This is a genomic window from Plantactinospora sp. WMMB334 (assembly GCF_049179095.1).
Lineage (GTDB): Bacteria > Actinomycetota > Actinomycetes > Mycobacteriales > Micromonosporaceae > Plantactinospora.
In genome coordinates this window covers 6,440,258-6,454,619 of sequence record NZ_JBMHME010000002.1, presented here as the reverse complement: position 1 = coordinate 6,454,619, position 14,362 = coordinate 6,440,258, and the positions used below count along the sequence as shown (strand labels likewise).

Sequence of the window (14,362 nt, the reverse complement as noted above, 5' to 3'; positions counted from 1 at the left end):
TGAGGGCATGGGGGGAACGGCTGAGGGTCTGGCGGCGCTCGGGCTCGACACGATCGGGCTCGACTTCGCCGACGCCCGCGTGGCGACCTCGGTGGCCACCGTGCTGGCCAGCGTGGAGGCGGAGCTGCGCCGCAACGTCGAGAGCGCCGACCCGCTGGTCGCCGAGGCGGCCCTGCATCTGACCCAGGCGGGCGGCAAGCGGTTCCGGCCGCTGCTGGTCGCGCTCGGCGCCCAGTTCGGCGACCCGACCGCGTCGGAGGTGGTGGCGGCGGCGCTGGTGGTGGAGCTGACCCACCTCGCCACGCTCTACCACGACGACGTGATGGACGAGGCCCCCGTGCGCCGGGGAGCGCAGAGCGCCAACTCGCGCTGGGGCAACTCGGTGGCGATCCTGGTCGGCGACTTCCTCTTCGCCCGGGCCGCCGACATCGCCGCCGAGCTCGGCCCCGAGGCGGTCCGGTTGCAGGCGCGGACGTTCGCCCGCCTGGTGCACGGGCAGATCGCCGAGACCGTCGGCCCGCGCGGCGCCGACCCGGTCCGGCACTACCTGCAGGTGATCGCCGAGAAGACCGGCTCCCTGATCGCCACCTCGGCCCGGTTCGGCGGGCTCTTCGGTGGCGCCCCGGCCCGGCATGTCGAGGCGCTGTCCGGCTACGGCGAGACCATCGGGGTCGCCTTCCAGCTCTCCGACGACCTGCTCGACATCGCCTCCGAGTCGGTGCAGTCCGGCAAGACCCCCGGCACCGACCTGCGGGAGGGCGTGCCGACCCTGCCGGTGCTCTACGCGCTCGCCTCCGAGGACGGCGACGCGTCCTCGGCCCGGCTGCGCGAGATCCTCACCCTCGGTCCGGTCACCGACGACGCGCTGCACGCCGAGGCGCTCGGCCTGCTCCGCGAGTCACCGGCGCTGAAGCGGGCCCGGGAGACGGTGCGCAGCTATGCCGAGGAGGCCCGCGCCTGTCTCGGCCCGCTGCCCGACACCGCCCCCCGGCAGGCACTGGAGTCGCTCTGCGACTTCATCGCCGACCGCACCGGCTGAGGCCGGCGACCGCAGGGGGTTGAGGCCGGCCGGCGGCAACCGAGAGGATCCGAGCGGAAGTAGCGCTCCCGGTACGCCTCGCCCGGACCGCCCGACCTTCTCCGTCGTCCGCCGGGATCGGCGGGCGTGGCCGTGCGACCTGCCGGAGAGGCCCGCTGCGCGGATCGCCCGGGCCTATCGGACAGCGAGCGGACCGGCGGGTACCGGCGGCGCGACCGTGGCGACGCCGATGTCGTCGGGTGACGGACCGGGGCAGAGACGGTGCCGGTCGGGCAACCGGCCCGTGGTGAGGAAGGCGGTGGCGATCTCCGCGGCGCACGGGCCGGAACGGATGCCGTACACCCCGTGTCCCCCCGCATCCTGGGTGACCATCGTGGCCCGCCTGCCCAGGGCGGTGCGTAGCCCGAGCGCGGAGTGCCAGCCGGTCGCCGGGTCGCGCAGGTTCTGCAGGATGAGCACGTTGCGCGGCCCCTTGCCGGTCACCGCCACCGGTGCCTCCACCGGACGGTACGGCCAGAAGACGCACGGCCAGAGATTGGCCGGCATGCCGGCGGTGACCGGGAAGAGCCGGCGGTCGACGGCCACGTCGCGGGCGTACCGGTCGATGTCGCGCGGCCACGCCACGTCGTCGCAGGCGATCGCGTAGAGAACGGCGATGTTGTTGTCGGCCGGTACCTGGGTCGCAGGCGCCGCCCGCGGCGCGGAGGGGGTCGCTGGCGCCGCCCGCGGCGCGGGAGGGGTCGCTGGCGCCGCCCGCCGCAGCAGTGGCAGGGCCGTCGGCGGGGACACCTGGCCGACCTGGCCGAGTTCCTGCCAGATCGTGGCGAGTAGCGGGAAGTTGCGGTCGTCGTAGAGCAGGGTGCGGGTGATCGCCCGGTAGTAGTTTCCGGTGACCACGACGTCGGGTGTCACGATGGGTTCGCGGTCCAGTGTCGCAGCGGTCGTGAAATAGGTCTCCGCCACCGCTGCCGGTGTCGCGCCCAGCCCGAACTCGTCGTCGCGGGCGGCTGCCCAGCCGGTGAAGTCCGGAAAGCGTGTCGCCGTGGAAGGGCTGAACTGCCGCCAGATGCCGCGCCAGATCCGGTTCGGGTCGACCGCGCTGTCCAGGATGATCCGGTCGCCGTGGTCCGGGAAGAGCGAGACGTGGACGGCGCCGAGATAACTGCCGTAGGAGTATCCGAGGTACGACAGCTTCGGCTCGCCGAGCGCGGCCCGGATGCGGTCCATGTCGCGCGCGGTGTTGGCGGTGGTGATGTACGGCAGCAGCTCGCCGGAGTGCGCCGCGCAGTTCCGGGCCGTCGTCCTGGCGAACTCGATGTTGCGGCCGATCGACCCGTCCGGCGCAGGCCAGGGCAGGATGATGTCGATCATCGCGGCCGGGTCGGTGATGCCGCAGGTGATCGGCGAGCTCGCCCCGACGCCGCGCGGGTCGAACCCGATCAGGTCGTAGCGGGCCAGCACCTCGGCCGGCAGCGCCGCGGCGAGGAAGCTCGGCATGTCGAGCCCGGAGCTGCCGGGGCCACCCGGGTTGGAGAGCAGGATGCCGCGCCGCAGGCCCGGCTCGGCCGTGGCGATCCGCGAGATCTCGACGTCGATCTGGCGGCCGTGTGGCCTGCGGTAGTCGAGCGGCACGGGCAGTGTGGCGCACTCCTGGCGGGCGTCCTGTGTGGAGCCCTCGGCCGGTGGCGGGCAGGCGCCCCAGACCGGCCCGGGCGGTGCGGCCGTGGCGCCCGCCGGTGTCACCGGGCAGAGCGTGCCCGTGAGCACGGCCACCGCGACGAGCGCGAGTGACCGCCGCATCCGTGGCCGGCGGGCCGCAGCTGTGTGGTCGAGCATGGAGATCCCCCAGATCAGAGGTGGACGGTCCTGGTGGCCAGTGTCGATCGGCGAGAGGTTGCGGTGTAGTGCCATGGTGCACGGATCGTCATGACAAAGTGTCATCGGTCGCCGGTCAACCGTTGGTCGTGTCGGCCGGCGCCCGCATCATGGGGTCGTGCCCACCGCCCCGACCTCCCCCGGTGTCCACCGGATGCGCATGTTCACCTGGTGGACGCTGGTCCTGACGCTCGTCGGAGGGACCGGAGCGGGCCTGGTGGAGGTGTTGCGGCCCGCACTGCCGATCGGCCTGCTCGCGACCGACGACGCGCCGACTCAGCCGATCTCCACCCCGCTGCTGACCGGCCTGGTGCTGGCGATCGTGGTGGTCGTCGCCGTCTCCGGCCGGCTGTTCCACGCTGCGGTGTTCGGCTGGTCGACCAGGCACGGCAGGGCGCTGCCGTGGTATGTCGCGGTCGGCGGGCTGGCAGCCGGTGCGACGATGCCGCTCTCCGACGCCCTGGCGACGACCTGGCCTTGGACGTTGTTCGCGGCGACGCTGACCAGCGCCGTCGTGGTCGGCAGCCGCTGGCCGCGCTGGCGGGTCGCCGGTGCCGGGGTGGCACTGGCGGCGCTCCTCGCGGCGCTCGAAGGCTGGATCACCGGATCGTCGGGCTGGCTGCCGGTGGTCGGCGCCGTCATGATCAGCACGTTCCTGACCGGTACGGTCGTGCTGCAGGTGTGGTTCTGGGAGGGGACGGTACGGCTGGACCGCGCCAGGCAGGCCGAGGGCGAGGTGGCGGTCACCGGCGAGCGGCAGCGCTTCGCCGCAGAGCTGCACGACATCCAGGGCCACAGTCTGCAGGCCATCGTGCTGAAGAGCGAACTGGCCGCCCGCCTGGTCGGCACAGACCCGGTACACGCCGCCGCGCAGATGCGGGAAGTGGAGGCGCTGGCCCGGCAGGCGTTGCGGGACACGCACGGGGTGGTGGAGGGCTACCGGGCGGTCTCCCTCGACACCGAGATCAACAACGCCACCCGGGTACTGGCGGCGGCGGGCGTCGACTGCCGGATGCGGTGCCAGCCCGACGAGGCGGATCTCTCCGAGGGTGACGAACGGCTGCTCGGGCTGGTGGTCCGCGAGGGCACGACCAACGTCATCCGGCACAGCCGGGCCCGACGGGCCGAGATCGCTCTGGTCAGCACCGCCGGCCAGGTGAGGCTGCGGTTCCACAACGACGCCCCGATGACCGCCCGACCCGACCCGGACCGTGTCACCAGCGGCGGGCTGGCCGGGCTCGCGCACCGGTTCGAGGCGGCCGGTGGCCGGCTGACCTGGCAGAGCGCGGCCGACGGCTTCACCGTGGTGGCGAGCCTGCCGGCCGGTGCAGGGTGATCCGGCTGCTCCTCGCCGACGACGAGGACCTGATCCGGGGTGCGCTCGCCGCGCTGCTGGAGTTGGAGCCGGATCTGTCCGTCGTCGGCCAGGCCGCCACGAGCGCCGCGGCGGTGGAACTGACGACGCGGCACCGGCCCGACCTGGCGGTGCTCGACCTGGAGATGCCGCCGGGCGACGGGTTGGACGCGGCGGCCGAGATCCGGACCCGCCTCGACATCCCGATCGTGCTGGTCACCCGGCACGCCAGACCGGCCGTGCTGCGCCGCGCGCTTGCGGTGGGAATCGGCGGCTTCGTGCCGAAGACGACACCGGCGAGCCGGCTCGCCGAGATCATTCGGGACGTGTACGCGGGCCGGCGCTACGTCGACTCCGGCATCGCCGCCATCGCGCTGACCGAGAACGACTGCCCGCTCACCCTCCGGGAACTCGACGTGCTGCGGGTGGCTCGCACCGGCGCGTCGGCCGTCGAGATCGCCGCCGCCGTCCACCTCGCTCCCGGCACGGTCCGCAACTATCTCTCCACGGCAATGGCGAAGCTGGGCGTGACGAGCCGGCGCGCCGCCGCCCGCACCGCATGGGAACAGGGGTGGATCTAGCGGGACTCCGCACCCGGCACTCCGGCCGCTCGGGTGTCGGAGCCGGTTACGGCGGGCTTGCCGGGGCCGGCGGGGCGCGGCCGGCACAATGGTGCGGTGAACCGAGCCGAGCCGGGCGGGCAGATCCACCACACCGATCCGTTCGCCGCCCCGGAGCAGGAGCGCTCGCCGGTGCGCCGGCTGCGCGGCCGGCTGCCGGCGGCGGTGACGCTCTGGACGGCGTACGCGCAGCCGTTCGTCGAAGCCGCCGACCAGGTCGGGACAGCGGGCGACCCGGCCGGGCTGACGGTCTCCTCGACCCTTGTCGCCGACGGCGACCCGGGACGGCTGCTCGGCCTGGTCGACGAGGAGTCCGAGCTCTGGACGGCGGCCTCCGGAAGCGGGCGGTTCGTCGTCACGCTGCTCGGTCCCGCGCACCGCCGGACCGCCGACCGGTTCGCCGGACTCTTCCCTGCCCCGGGCGGCCTCTTCGCCACCGGGAAATGGCGGCGGACGCCGTACGGACCGGTGCCGGACGGGCCGGGGACCGGCGATGGGGCGGGAATCGGCGGTGGGGCGGGGATCGGCGGCTGGGCCGGGTGCACCCTGGACGGCGCCCGGGAGTACGGATGGGCACTGCTGGTCGAGGCGACGATCGAGACGGTCGAGCTGTCCGATCCGGCCGCACCGCTGCTGCACCACCGGGGGCGCTACCGGGAGCTGGCCGGCTGACCGCCGCAGGAGCCCGGGTGCCTGTCGCCGCGGGAGTCCGCTGCCGTGTCCCGCTGTCCCGTCGCTGTTTCCTGCCGTTGCGCCGGGGCCGGGCCGGGCCGGCGGGGTCGGGGCAGTTGGGGCGCTGCTTCCGGTGCCGCGGGGCCGCCGTCGCCGCTCCGGCGGCGCAGCGCGCGGAGCAGCATCCGCCGCCCCGCCAGCATCAGCCCGGCGGCGAGCAGCATCGCCACCGCCGCGACAAGCCACATCGCGGGGTATCCGAGATGGTGGGCGAGGGTGCCGAGGCCGAGCGGGCCGAGGCAGCCGCCCGCGTACACCCCGGTCTGGGTGATCGAGGTCGCGGCGGTCGGCGCCTGCGGATGCAGCCGGACCACCGCGAAGTTGAGCAGCCCCGGCCAGGCCCAGCCGAGCCCGAAGCCGAGCACCACGCCGGCCAACAACGCCACCGGGCCGGCCAGGTGCAGCAGGCCCAGCCCACCGGCACCGGCGACCAGCATCACGGCGATGGCGTTGAGGTGGCCGCCGGAGCGGCGGTCCGCCAGCCAGCCGACCGTGATCCGGGCGACCAGGCAGACCGCACCGCCGAGGGTCAGCAGCAGCCCGGCGAGGGCCGGGGAGAGCCCTCGGGCCGCCGCCGAGTCGACGAGGAAGGTGCCGAGGGCGTTCGCGGATCCGGCGGCCAGGGTGCCGGCGACGCCGAGGGCGGCGAGCGCCCCGGTTGCCCGTTCGCCGCGCCGCCGCGCCGGGTCCGCGCTCCTGGCCGGACCGGTGGGTACGGCGGGCAGGACGGCCAGCGCCAGCCCGGCGGCGGCGACGAACGCCCAACGCCAGCCGACGGTCAGCGCCACCGCCGGCACGGCAACCCCGGCCAGCAGGGTGCCGGCCGGGATGGCGGCCTGTTTGATCCCGAAGGAGAGGCCCTGCCGGCCGGGCGGCACCCGGTGGGCCAGCGTGGCGTTGCTGGCGAGCTGGCCGAGCGGGTTGGCGACGGCGACCACGGCCAGCAGGCCGAGCAGCACCGGATAGGAGCGGGCCAGGGCGGCGATCGCCAGCATGGTGCCGGCGACCAGCAGCAGGCTGGCCCGGGCGACGGCGGTCGGGCCGTACCGCTCGACGAGTGCTCCGGTGGGGATCGAGGCGACCGCGCTGACGCCGAAGTAGACGGAGACCGCGAGGCCCAGCCCGGCGGGGGAGAAGGCCAACTCGGCGCCGAGCTGCACGGCGAGCCCGCCGACGAGGAAGACCGGCAGCACACCGGCGACCGTGATCATGGTGGCGGCGAGGATGGTACGGGTCGGCCGGGCGGAGGTTACGGCCAGCGGGGTGTTCTCGGTTACATCGGCCATTTGGGACGAGTCTACGCGAGCCGCCCGTATGAACCGATCGTGTCGATGGGTGTACGCACGGTCGCCGTAGATCTGGCATCCTCAATCCGATCGGGCATTTCGCTGGCGCCCGGTTTTTCATATTCTGTAAGCCCCGGCGGCGGAGGTGGTTGTGCGCGACCCCTTGGCGGAACCTTCGGACCTGATCCGCAGCGTGTCGCGTGCCCTGCGCGTGCTCGAAGCGGTCGGACGGGCACCGAGGGGCCTGACCGTGAAACAGATTGCCCGGCGTTGCGAGTTGACTGTGGCCACCACTTACCACCTGGTGCGCACGCTCGCCTACGAGGGTTACGTGATCAGGCGCGAAGACGGCACCTACATCGTGGGGCTGGAGGTGGCGGACCGCTACCGCGAACTGGTCACCGCGTTCCGCGGGCCGCCCGCGGTGGGCGAGGCGCTGCGCCGGGCCGCCACGGACACCGGGTACAGCCACTACCTCGGCCGGTTCGTCGGCGGGCAGGTGGCGATCACGGCCGTGGCCGAGGGACCCCGGTCGCCGTACCTGGAGGACCTGGTGCCCGGCTTCGACGAGGGCGCCCACGCCACCGCGCTGGGCAAGGCGCTGCTGGCCACCCTCACCCCCGAGCAGCGCTTCCGCTACCTGCGCGAGTACGGCATGCGCCCGTTCACCTCGGCGACCCTGGTCGCCGCCGACGCGTTCGAGGCGGACCTGACCGCCGGCGACCGGCGCGGGATGCACCTGGAGCTGGGTCAGTTCCGGCACGGGGTGGCGTGTGCGGCCGTACTGGTCACGCCGGACAAGGACATGGAGCGGCGGACGGTGCTCGCCTGTGCGCTGCCGGCCGCCGAGATGATGACCTCGGCGCGGGTGGTCCGGGCCAAACTGCTGGCGGCGGCCCGCGCGATCGCCGACGGCCTCGCCAGCGAGACCTGACCGGAAAGCGGCGTGGTCTCCTGCCATCCCTTCCTTGCGGAGATGACAGGAGACCACTGAGCAGGCAGTGCTCGGGACGGTGCCGATCACCCGCCGGCCGGGCAGCGCGGCCGTCGGACGGCGCAGCCGCCGGTCGGGCGGATCACCGCCCGGTCGGGTGGATCAGGCGCCGATCTCGTCGCCGTCGAGGCGCCAGGTGACCACCACGCCCGGCTTGGCGAAGTCGCCGTCCGGCCAGTTGGACGCCGGGTTCTCCAGCGAGGCGCCGCTGATCTCGCCCGGGTGCTGGACGGCGACGAAGACCGACCGGTTGTCCGTGCTGATGAACGGCCCGCAGGTCTCGGCGCCCACCGGCACGGTCAGGAACTGCTTCAGGTGACCCCGCTCCGGTCCCTCGATGGCGGTGGCGAAGAGCCCGTCGTTGCTGCCCAGCGCGTTGCCGTCGGTGGAGATCCAGAGGTTGCCGGAACCGTCGAAGGCGACGTTGTCCGGGCACGAGATCGGCGACACCTTCGTCTTGTCGTAACCGGCGAAGAACGTCGACGGATCGGTCGGGTCGCCGCAGACGATCGGCACCGACCAGCCGAAGGTCTCCGAGGTGTTGTCGGCCCGGTCCTCGACCAGCTCCAGCACGTGCCCGTGCTTGTTGTTGGTCCGCGGGTTCGCCTCGTCGGCGGGCGGGTTGGTGCCGACGCCCCGGTTGGTGTTGTTGGTCAGCGCCACGTAGACCTTGCCGGTGAGCAGGCTCGGCTCGACGTCCTCCGGCCGGTCCATCTTGGTGGCGCCCACCGCGTCACCAGCGAGCCGGGTGAAGGTGAGCACGTCGGACGCGGTCATCCCCTGGACGTACGACACGTTGCCCCGGACCAGCTTGATCCACCTACCCCGGCCGTTGAACGCGCCGTCGGTCGGAAGCGTGCCCGAGCCGTCGATCTCGCCGGCACTGGTGTAGTCGAGCTTCGCCACGTACAGGGTGCCGGACTCCAGCAGCGTCAGGTTGTGCTCCCGGGCGACCCAGGAGTTGCCCTTCTTGAACTTCTTGTCCGAGACGAACTTGTAGAGGTAGTCGAAGCGCTCGTCGTCGCCCATGTACGCCACGACCCGGCCGTCCTTGGCCACGATGACGTTCGCGCCCTCGTGCTTGAACCGGCCCAGCGCGGTGTGCTTGCGCGGCTTCGACTCCGGGTCGAGCGGGTCGACCTCGACGACCCAGCCGAACCGGTGCGCCTCGTGGGGGTGCTCGGTCAGGTCGAACCGTTCGTCGGCGCGCTCCCACTTCCGGCTGTCCGAGGGGTAGCGGGCGGTGGTGCTGATGCCGTAGCGGGCGAGCTTCGGCTTCAGCGTCTCCGGCACCCCGTCGCCACCGACGAAGTACTGGTTGAAGTTCTCCTCCCCGGAGAGCACGGTGCCCCACGGGGTGACGCCGCCGGCACAGTTGTTGAGGGTGCCGACCGCGGTCCGGCCCTTCGGGTCCGCCGCGGTCTTCAGCCAGGCCGAGCCGGCGGCCGGGCCGGTGAACTCGAACTTCGTCTGGTGCGCGGTGATCCGGCGGTTGTACTTCAGCTTGCCCTTGCGGACCGGCTTCCACTCGCCGGTCTCGCCGACCCGCTCCAGCTCCACCACCGAGAGCCCGTGCGCGGCCATCGCCGTGCGGATCTGCTGCACGCTCATCGCGTCGAAGGTGGTGAAGTTCGGGAACATCAGGTTCTCGTTGGTGTACTCGTGGTTCACCACCAGCAGCGCCCGCTCGCCCTTGCGGTCCAGCGGGATGACGCCGACGAAGTCGTTGTTGTAGCCGAACTGCTGCGACTGCCGGGCCGCGCTCTGCTTGTGCACGTCCAGTTCGGGCGCGCCGGGCAGCACCGGGTCGCCCCAGCGGATCACCACGGAGTGGTCGTACCCGTTCGGCACCACCAGGGTGTCGAGCTTGTTCGGCGGGATCGGCTTGAAGGTGAGTCCGTTGCGGGCCGGCGCGCGCCGGGTCGGCACGAAGCTGTCCACGTCCGGCAGGGCCGGGCCGCCGGCACCGGCCGGGGCGGCCATCGCCGGGGAGCCGGCGAGCGCACCGGCCGCCGCGCCACCGAAGCCGAGCACCAGTGCGCCGACCGCTCCGGCCCGGACGACGCCGCGCCGGGTCACCTCGGCGCTGACGACGTCGCCGAAGTACGGGTTGTCGGACTCGTTGGGCACCGGGTGGGCGCAGGCGTTGCCGCAGCGGTATATGCAGGTCATGGCGTCCCGCCCGCCGTGGCCCGCCGGGCCGAGCAGGGGGAGCAGCCGGGGTCGCTCGGTCATGGAGATGGAGCCTCCTCGGAAATATCGGATGCCCGCCCGGCGCCAGAATCCGGCGCAGCCGGGCGCGTGCCTGCCGGACGCTAGGAGCGCGCCGTGAGCGGCGACCAGCGGCCCGATGAACCGGGGATGAACACCTGCAGGAAGCGGTCGGTTCCGGCTGTCCGGCACCCGGGCGGCCGAGGCGGGGGTGCCCGGTCCGCCGACGGCGGCGGCCGGTAGGCCGATGGTGGCCGTCGCCGGCGGTTGAACCGTCCGACCATCACCTACGTGCCACCGGGCAGGCAGCGTGGGGCGACCGGGCAGCCAGCGTGGGGCAGAGGCGCCGGTGTCCAGGCATAGTGGTGAGCGCGGAGCGGACAGGAGGCGAGGAGAGCATCGGCGACCAGGACGCTGAACTACTGCGCGCCATGCACGACGAGCACGGTGACGCGCTGCTCGCGCACGCCCTCCGGCTGACCGGCGGCGACCGGCAGCGGGCCGAGGACCTGGTGCAGGAGACGCTGCTGCGGGCGTGGCGGCACCCGGACGCGCTCGACCCGCACCGGGGGCCGGTGCGGCCCTGGCTCTTCACCATCGCCCGCAACCTCGCCATCGACGCCTGGCGGCGACGCAGCAGCCGGGTCGGCGAGGTGATCACCGACGAACTGCCGGAGCCACCACAGGTCGTCGACGAGGCGGGCCGGGCGGTCGAGGCGTGGACGGTCGCGGAGGCGCTCAACCGGCTCTCGCCATCGCACCGCGAGGTGCTGGTGGAGTGCTTCTACGAGGGCCGGTCGGTGGCGGAGGCGGCCGCCCGGCTGGGCGTACCGCCGGGGACGGTGAAGTCGCGGACGCACTACGCGCTGCGGTCGCTGCGGCTGGTCCTGGCGGAGATGGGGGTGACAGGATGACGAACTGCGAGTACGCCCACGACGATGGCGCGTACGTGCTGGGCGCCCTGTCTCCCGCCGAGCGGGCCGCGTACGAGCGGCACCTGGCCGGCTGTCCGGCCTGCCGGGAGGCGGTCGCCGAGATCGCCGTCCTGCCGGGACTGCTGGGCCGGCTCGACCCGGCCGGGCTGGAGCGGATCTCGACGTCCCCGAGCAGTGCCGAACGGCTGCCGAAGCTGCTCGACGAGGCGCGGGCCAGCCGTCGCCGGGAGCGCCGACGGTCCAGGCTCCGTTCCGGCGGGCTGGCGCTGGTCGCCGCCGCCATGGCCGCCGTGCTCGGATTCGGGGTGGCGGTGCCGGTGGTGGGGGGCGGAGGGTCCGGCGGCACCGACGTCGAGGTGCGGATGGTCGCGATGCAACCGGTCCGGGGCAGCGTGCCGGTCAGCGCCGAGATCGGCTTCGACGGTACGCGTTGGGGCACGGTGGTCACCATGCGCTGCCAGTACGCCAGGACCAGGGACTACACCAAGGCGTACACGTTCCGGCTGGTGGCGCACGGGCCGAACGGCCAGACGGAGCAGGTCGGCTCCTGGCTCGCCGCCCCGGGCGACGACGCGACCTTCACCGGGGTCACCCGGTTCACCCGCTCCGAGCTGATCCGGCTGGAACTCCTCCGGTACGACAACACCCCGCTGCTCGCCTACGACGTGCCGTGACCGGGACCGCCTGCCGTCGCTCCCGGCCTGGCGTTGGTCCCGCCCGGCGTCGGGACCTTGTGCCCGGGCACAGAGGTGCTCGGACCCGGGTGCGGCGCGGTGGTGCGGAGCAGAGTGATGGGTGTCAGGACAACGGTGACCCCGGAGGACACGATGACCACCCGCCATTCCATCCGCCCGGCGACAACGCCACTGGAGCGGGCCGACGCACCCGGCGCGATGTTGACCAAGACCGGCGCCAAGGCTCTGGCCGTGCTGCGCATCTCGACCGGCTTCGTGTTCCTCTGGGCCTTCCTGGACAAGACGTTCGGCCTCGGCTACTCGACGCCGGGCGACAGGGCCTGGATCAACGGCGGCTCGCCGACCGAGGGCTTCCTCTCGCACGTCTCGGTGGGCCCGTTCGAGTCGGTCGCGCACAGCATCGCCGGCACCTGGTGGGCCAACTGGCTCTTCATGCTCGGCATGCTCGGCGTCGGTGTCGCGCTGATCGTCGGTGTCGGCCTGCGGGTCGCCGCCGCGTCGGGCGCGCTGATCATGGTGCTGATGTGGTTCGCGGAGTTCCCGCTCGCGCAGCACACCAGCGCCGGTGAGCCGACGGGCTCCACCAACCCGTTCATGGACTACCACCTCATCTACGCCGCGGTGCTGATCGTGCTGGCCGCGTCGTACGCCGGCCACACCTGGGGACTGGGTCGAGTGTGGGCGCGGCTGCCCTTCGTGCAGCGGCACCGCTGGATGATCTGACCAGCCATCCCGGGTCGCCCAGCGGCGGCCCACGACTCCCCGCCCGTCTCGCGGACCGTACCCCCCACGGTCCGCGAGACTCTTTGATCCCATGATCCTGTAGCGGATGACCGGTTCCGACGAGCCGGACGCTACAGGATCATCTGTCGCCGGGCGGGGTGCGTCAGCGTGACCGGGCACCTGGACGATCGGGACGAGGAGGAGACCTTCCGGCGCAGCCTGGCGCATCTGCTGGAGGGGCTGCCCGCCACCGACCGGGTCCGGAAGCCGGTCAGCGGCGGCGGAGCTTCTGGCGGAGCCGGGCGGTGACCCGGCCGGGGGTGATCGGCACGACGGAGATCATCAGCCGCCCCGACTCGTCCCGGACCGGGGTGAGCAGGTAGAGCCGGGCGCCACGGCGGCGTAGCAGCGGCACCGCCCCGGCCAGCCGGGGCGCCCGCAGCGGCGCCGCGCCGGCCGCCCCGGTCGCGTTCCTCGCGCCGGTCGCGCGGTCCGGGTCGAAGGGGCCGATCTGGGCCGAGACGGCCCGGCGCCGGCCGGTGACGCCGGTGCCGGCGAGCAGGTCGGCGGCGCGGAACCTGATCCGGAGTACGCTCCCGGTCGCCCCCCAAGCGGTGACCAGGGTCTCGGCCGGGATCTCCTCGGCGCTCACCGCCAGCGGGTCGGCGCCGTGCGCCGCCAGGTCGTCGATCGGCGTGAACGCGGTGACGGTCAGCACCCGGTCACCCCGCTCGTCGTCCTCCCAGGCCAGGCCGGTGGCGTCGAGCTTGGCCGGCCACTCCGGCACCGCCGTGACGTCGAAACAGGCGTCCGGCACGCCGCGCCCCGGGTCCCGGAAGCCGGGGTACGCCGCGTACCGCCGGCCGCCCTCGGCCACCGTCGCCGGCACACCCACCTCGGCGTCCTGGCGGATCACCGCGAGCAGGTCGTCGAGGCTGCCGTCCCGGGCCAGCGCGAACCTGATCCGGGTCTCGGCACCCAACTGGGCGGCGATCTCGTCGGTGAGGTGTTCCGCGACCAGCGCGCCGACGCCCTCGTGCACCGCCTGCTGGGTCTGCCGGTCGAGCCGGAGCAGGTCGTCCTCGACGAGCTTGGCGATCTCGTGGTCGAAGCGGCGCACCAGCACCGCGTCGCGGCGCTTGCCCGGCTCGATCAGCTCGGCGACGAACCGCACGTTCGCCTCGACCGTACGCAGCCGTTCCAGGTGGCGGCTCAGATAGGTGATGTTGGTGGCGCTGTGCCGGCGTACGGCGTAGTAGAACTCGTAGTCGGCCAGCACCGAGATGCGCCGCGCCCGGTAGCAGGCCTCCAGGGTGAACGGCAGGTCGCTGGCGATCCGCAGTTCCTCGCGGTAGCGGATGCCGTGCCGGTCGAGCAGCTCCCTGCGGAAGAGCTTGGTGTTGGCGAGCGAGCGGGGCAGGGGCGAGTCGAAGAGGTCGACGTCGACGGCGTTGCGGGCGAAGATGTCCTGGTAGATGTGCCGGCTGTTCAGCCCGACCACCTTGCCGAGCACCACGTCCGAACCCCACTCGTCGGCGGCGGTGACCAGCCGCTCCAGCGCCTCCGTGCCGAGGTGGTCGTCGGCGCCGAGAAAGAAGACGTACCGGCCGGTGGCGGCGTCCAGGCCCCGGTTGAAGGGTCGGGCCGGACCGCCCGAGTTCGCCTGGTGGATGACGGTGAAGAGGCCCGGGTGGCGGGCGGCGTAGCGGTCCAGCTCCGCGCCGCTGCGGTCGGTCGAGCCGTCGTCCACCGCGACGACCTGCATCCGGTGCGCCCCGATGCTCTGCGCGACCAGCGAGTCCAGGCACCGGGTCAGGTACGGCATGGTGTTGTAGACCGGCACCACCACGCTGACGTCCGGCGCGCTCATCGGGTGTCGTCCTCCATTTGCCGCACGT

General features: G+C 73.2%; 11 protein-coding genes and 3 pseudogenes. 9 read left to right on the top strand and 5 right to left on the bottom strand.

Features of this window, described 5'->3' with window-relative positions; genetic code table 11:
• Positions 1-7 precede the first annotated feature (7 nt).
• Positions 8-1,039: a polyprenyl synthetase family protein gene (locus tag ACN27G_RS27870; protein WP_421495694.1), complete on the top strand. Its 1,032-nt coding sequence runs from the start codon at positions 8-10 to the stop codon at positions 1,037-1,039.
• A gap of 174 nt (positions 1,040-1,213) precedes the next feature.
• On the opposite strand, the gene ACN27G_RS27865 is transcribed toward ACN27G_RS27870, so the two are convergent.
• Positions 1,214-2,875, bottom strand: coding sequence for an alpha/beta hydrolase (locus tag ACN27G_RS27865; protein WP_421495693.1), 1,662 nt, complete (start codon positions 2,873-2,875; stop codon positions 1,214-1,216).
• Between the two features lie 157 nt (positions 2,876-3,032).
• Between ACN27G_RS27865 and ACN27G_RS27860 the strand changes: the two genes are divergently transcribed.
• From ACN27G_RS27860 to ACN27G_RS27850, 3 genes and pseudogenes are all read left to right on the top strand, one after another.
• Positions 3,033-4,250, top strand: coding sequence for a sensor histidine kinase (locus tag ACN27G_RS27860; protein ID WP_421495692.1), 1,218 nt, complete (start codon positions 3,033-3,035; stop codon positions 4,248-4,250).
• Positions 4,247-4,849 (top strand): response regulator transcription factor, encoded by a 603-nt coding sequence (locus ACN27G_RS27855; RefSeq protein ID WP_421495691.1) that lies wholly within the window; start codon positions 4,247-4,249, stop codon positions 4,847-4,849. The genes ACN27G_RS27860 and ACN27G_RS27855 overlap by 4 nt, the downstream gene beginning before the upstream one ends.
• 108 nt (positions 4,850-4,957) lie before the next feature.
• Positions 4,958-5,560: pseudogene (locus ACN27G_RS27850) on the top strand (flavin reductase family protein); the annotation flags it as partial.
• On the opposite strand, the gene ACN27G_RS27845 reads toward ACN27G_RS27850, so the two are convergent.
• The gene (locus ACN27G_RS27845; protein ID WP_421495690.1) at positions 5,539-6,906 is read right to left on the bottom strand and encodes an MFS transporter; all 1,368 of its coding nucleotides are present in this window, start codon (positions 6,904-6,906) and stop codon (positions 5,539-5,541) included. The pseudogene ACN27G_RS27850 and the gene ACN27G_RS27845 sit on opposite strands and share 22 nt — an antisense overlap.
• Positions 6,907-7,057: 151 nt before the next feature.
• On the opposite strand from ACN27G_RS27845, the gene ACN27G_RS27840 reads away from it, so the two are divergent.
• Complete coding sequence (locus ACN27G_RS27840) at positions 7,058-7,840, top strand: IclR family transcriptional regulator (RefSeq protein WP_421495689.1); 783 nt, start codon at positions 7,058-7,060, stop codon at positions 7,838-7,840.
• 162 nt (positions 7,841-8,002) lie between these two features.
• Here the strand turns inward: ACN27G_RS27840 and ACN27G_RS27835 are convergent.
• A pseudogene (locus tag ACN27G_RS27835) lies at positions 8,003-9,799 on the bottom strand (PhoX family protein); the annotation flags it as partial.
• A 68-nt stretch (positions 9,800-9,867) separates the two neighbouring features.
• Positions 9,868-10,135, bottom strand: a pseudogene (locus ACN27G_RS27830) (phosphatase); the annotation flags it as partial.
• Positions 10,136-10,476: 341 nt separating this feature from the next.
• On the opposite strand from ACN27G_RS27830, the gene ACN27G_RS27825 reads away from it, so the two are divergent.
• From ACN27G_RS27825 to ACN27G_RS27810, 4 genes are all read left to right on the top strand, one after another.
• Positions 10,477-11,025 (top strand): sigma-70 family RNA polymerase sigma factor, encoded by a 549-nt coding sequence (locus ACN27G_RS27825; protein WP_421495688.1) that lies wholly within the window; start codon positions 10,477-10,479, stop codon positions 11,023-11,025.
• On the top strand, positions 11,022-11,720 hold the full coding sequence (locus tag ACN27G_RS27820) for an anti-sigma factor family protein (protein ID WP_421495687.1): 699 nt from the start codon (positions 11,022-11,024) through the stop codon (positions 11,718-11,720). The genes ACN27G_RS27825 and ACN27G_RS27820 overlap by 4 nt, the downstream gene beginning before the upstream one ends.
• A gap of 153 nt (positions 11,721-11,873) precedes the next feature.
• The gene (locus tag ACN27G_RS27815; RefSeq protein WP_421497481.1) at positions 11,874-12,464 is read left to right on the top strand and encodes a DoxX family protein; all 591 of its coding nucleotides are present in this window, start codon (positions 11,874-11,876) and stop codon (positions 12,462-12,464) included.
• 168 nt (positions 12,465-12,632) lie between these two features.
• Complete coding sequence (locus ACN27G_RS27810) at positions 12,633-12,773, top strand: hypothetical protein (RefSeq protein WP_421495686.1); 141 nt, start codon at positions 12,633-12,635, stop codon at positions 12,771-12,773.
• Here the strand turns inward: ACN27G_RS27810 and ACN27G_RS27805 are convergent.
• Entirely contained in the window at positions 12,736-14,334 is a 1,599-nt protein-coding gene (locus ACN27G_RS27805) for a glycosyltransferase family 2 protein (protein ID WP_421495685.1), read from the bottom strand. The two genes, ACN27G_RS27810 and ACN27G_RS27805, sit on opposite strands and share 38 nt — an antisense overlap.
• Positions 14,335-14,362 lie beyond the last annotated feature (28 nt).

Bases quoted from the DNA above. Each gene is read 5' to 3' on its own strand.
- ACN27G_RS27865 (WP_421495693.1), bottom strand. From the start codon at position 2,875: ATGCTCGACCACACAGCTGCGGCCCGCCGGCCACGGATGCGGCGGTCA.
- ACN27G_RS27870 (WP_421495694.1), top strand. From the start codon at position 8: ATGGGGGGAACGGCTGAGGGTCTGGCGGCGCTCGGGCTCGACACGATC.
- ACN27G_RS27805 (WP_421495685.1), bottom strand. From the start codon at position 14,334: ATGAGCGCGCCGGACGTCAGCGTGGTGGTGCCGGTCTACAACACCATG.
- ACN27G_RS27820 (WP_421495687.1), top strand. From the start codon at position 11,022: ATGACGAACTGCGAGTACGCCCACGACGATGGCGCGTACGTGCTGGGC.
- ACN27G_RS27815 (WP_421497481.1), top strand. From the start codon at position 11,874: ATGACCACCCGCCATTCCATCCGCCCGGCGACAACGCCACTGGAGCGG.
- ACN27G_RS27845 (WP_421495690.1), bottom strand. From the start codon at position 6,906: ATGGCCGATGTAACCGAGAACACCCCGCTGGCCGTAACCTCCGCCCGG.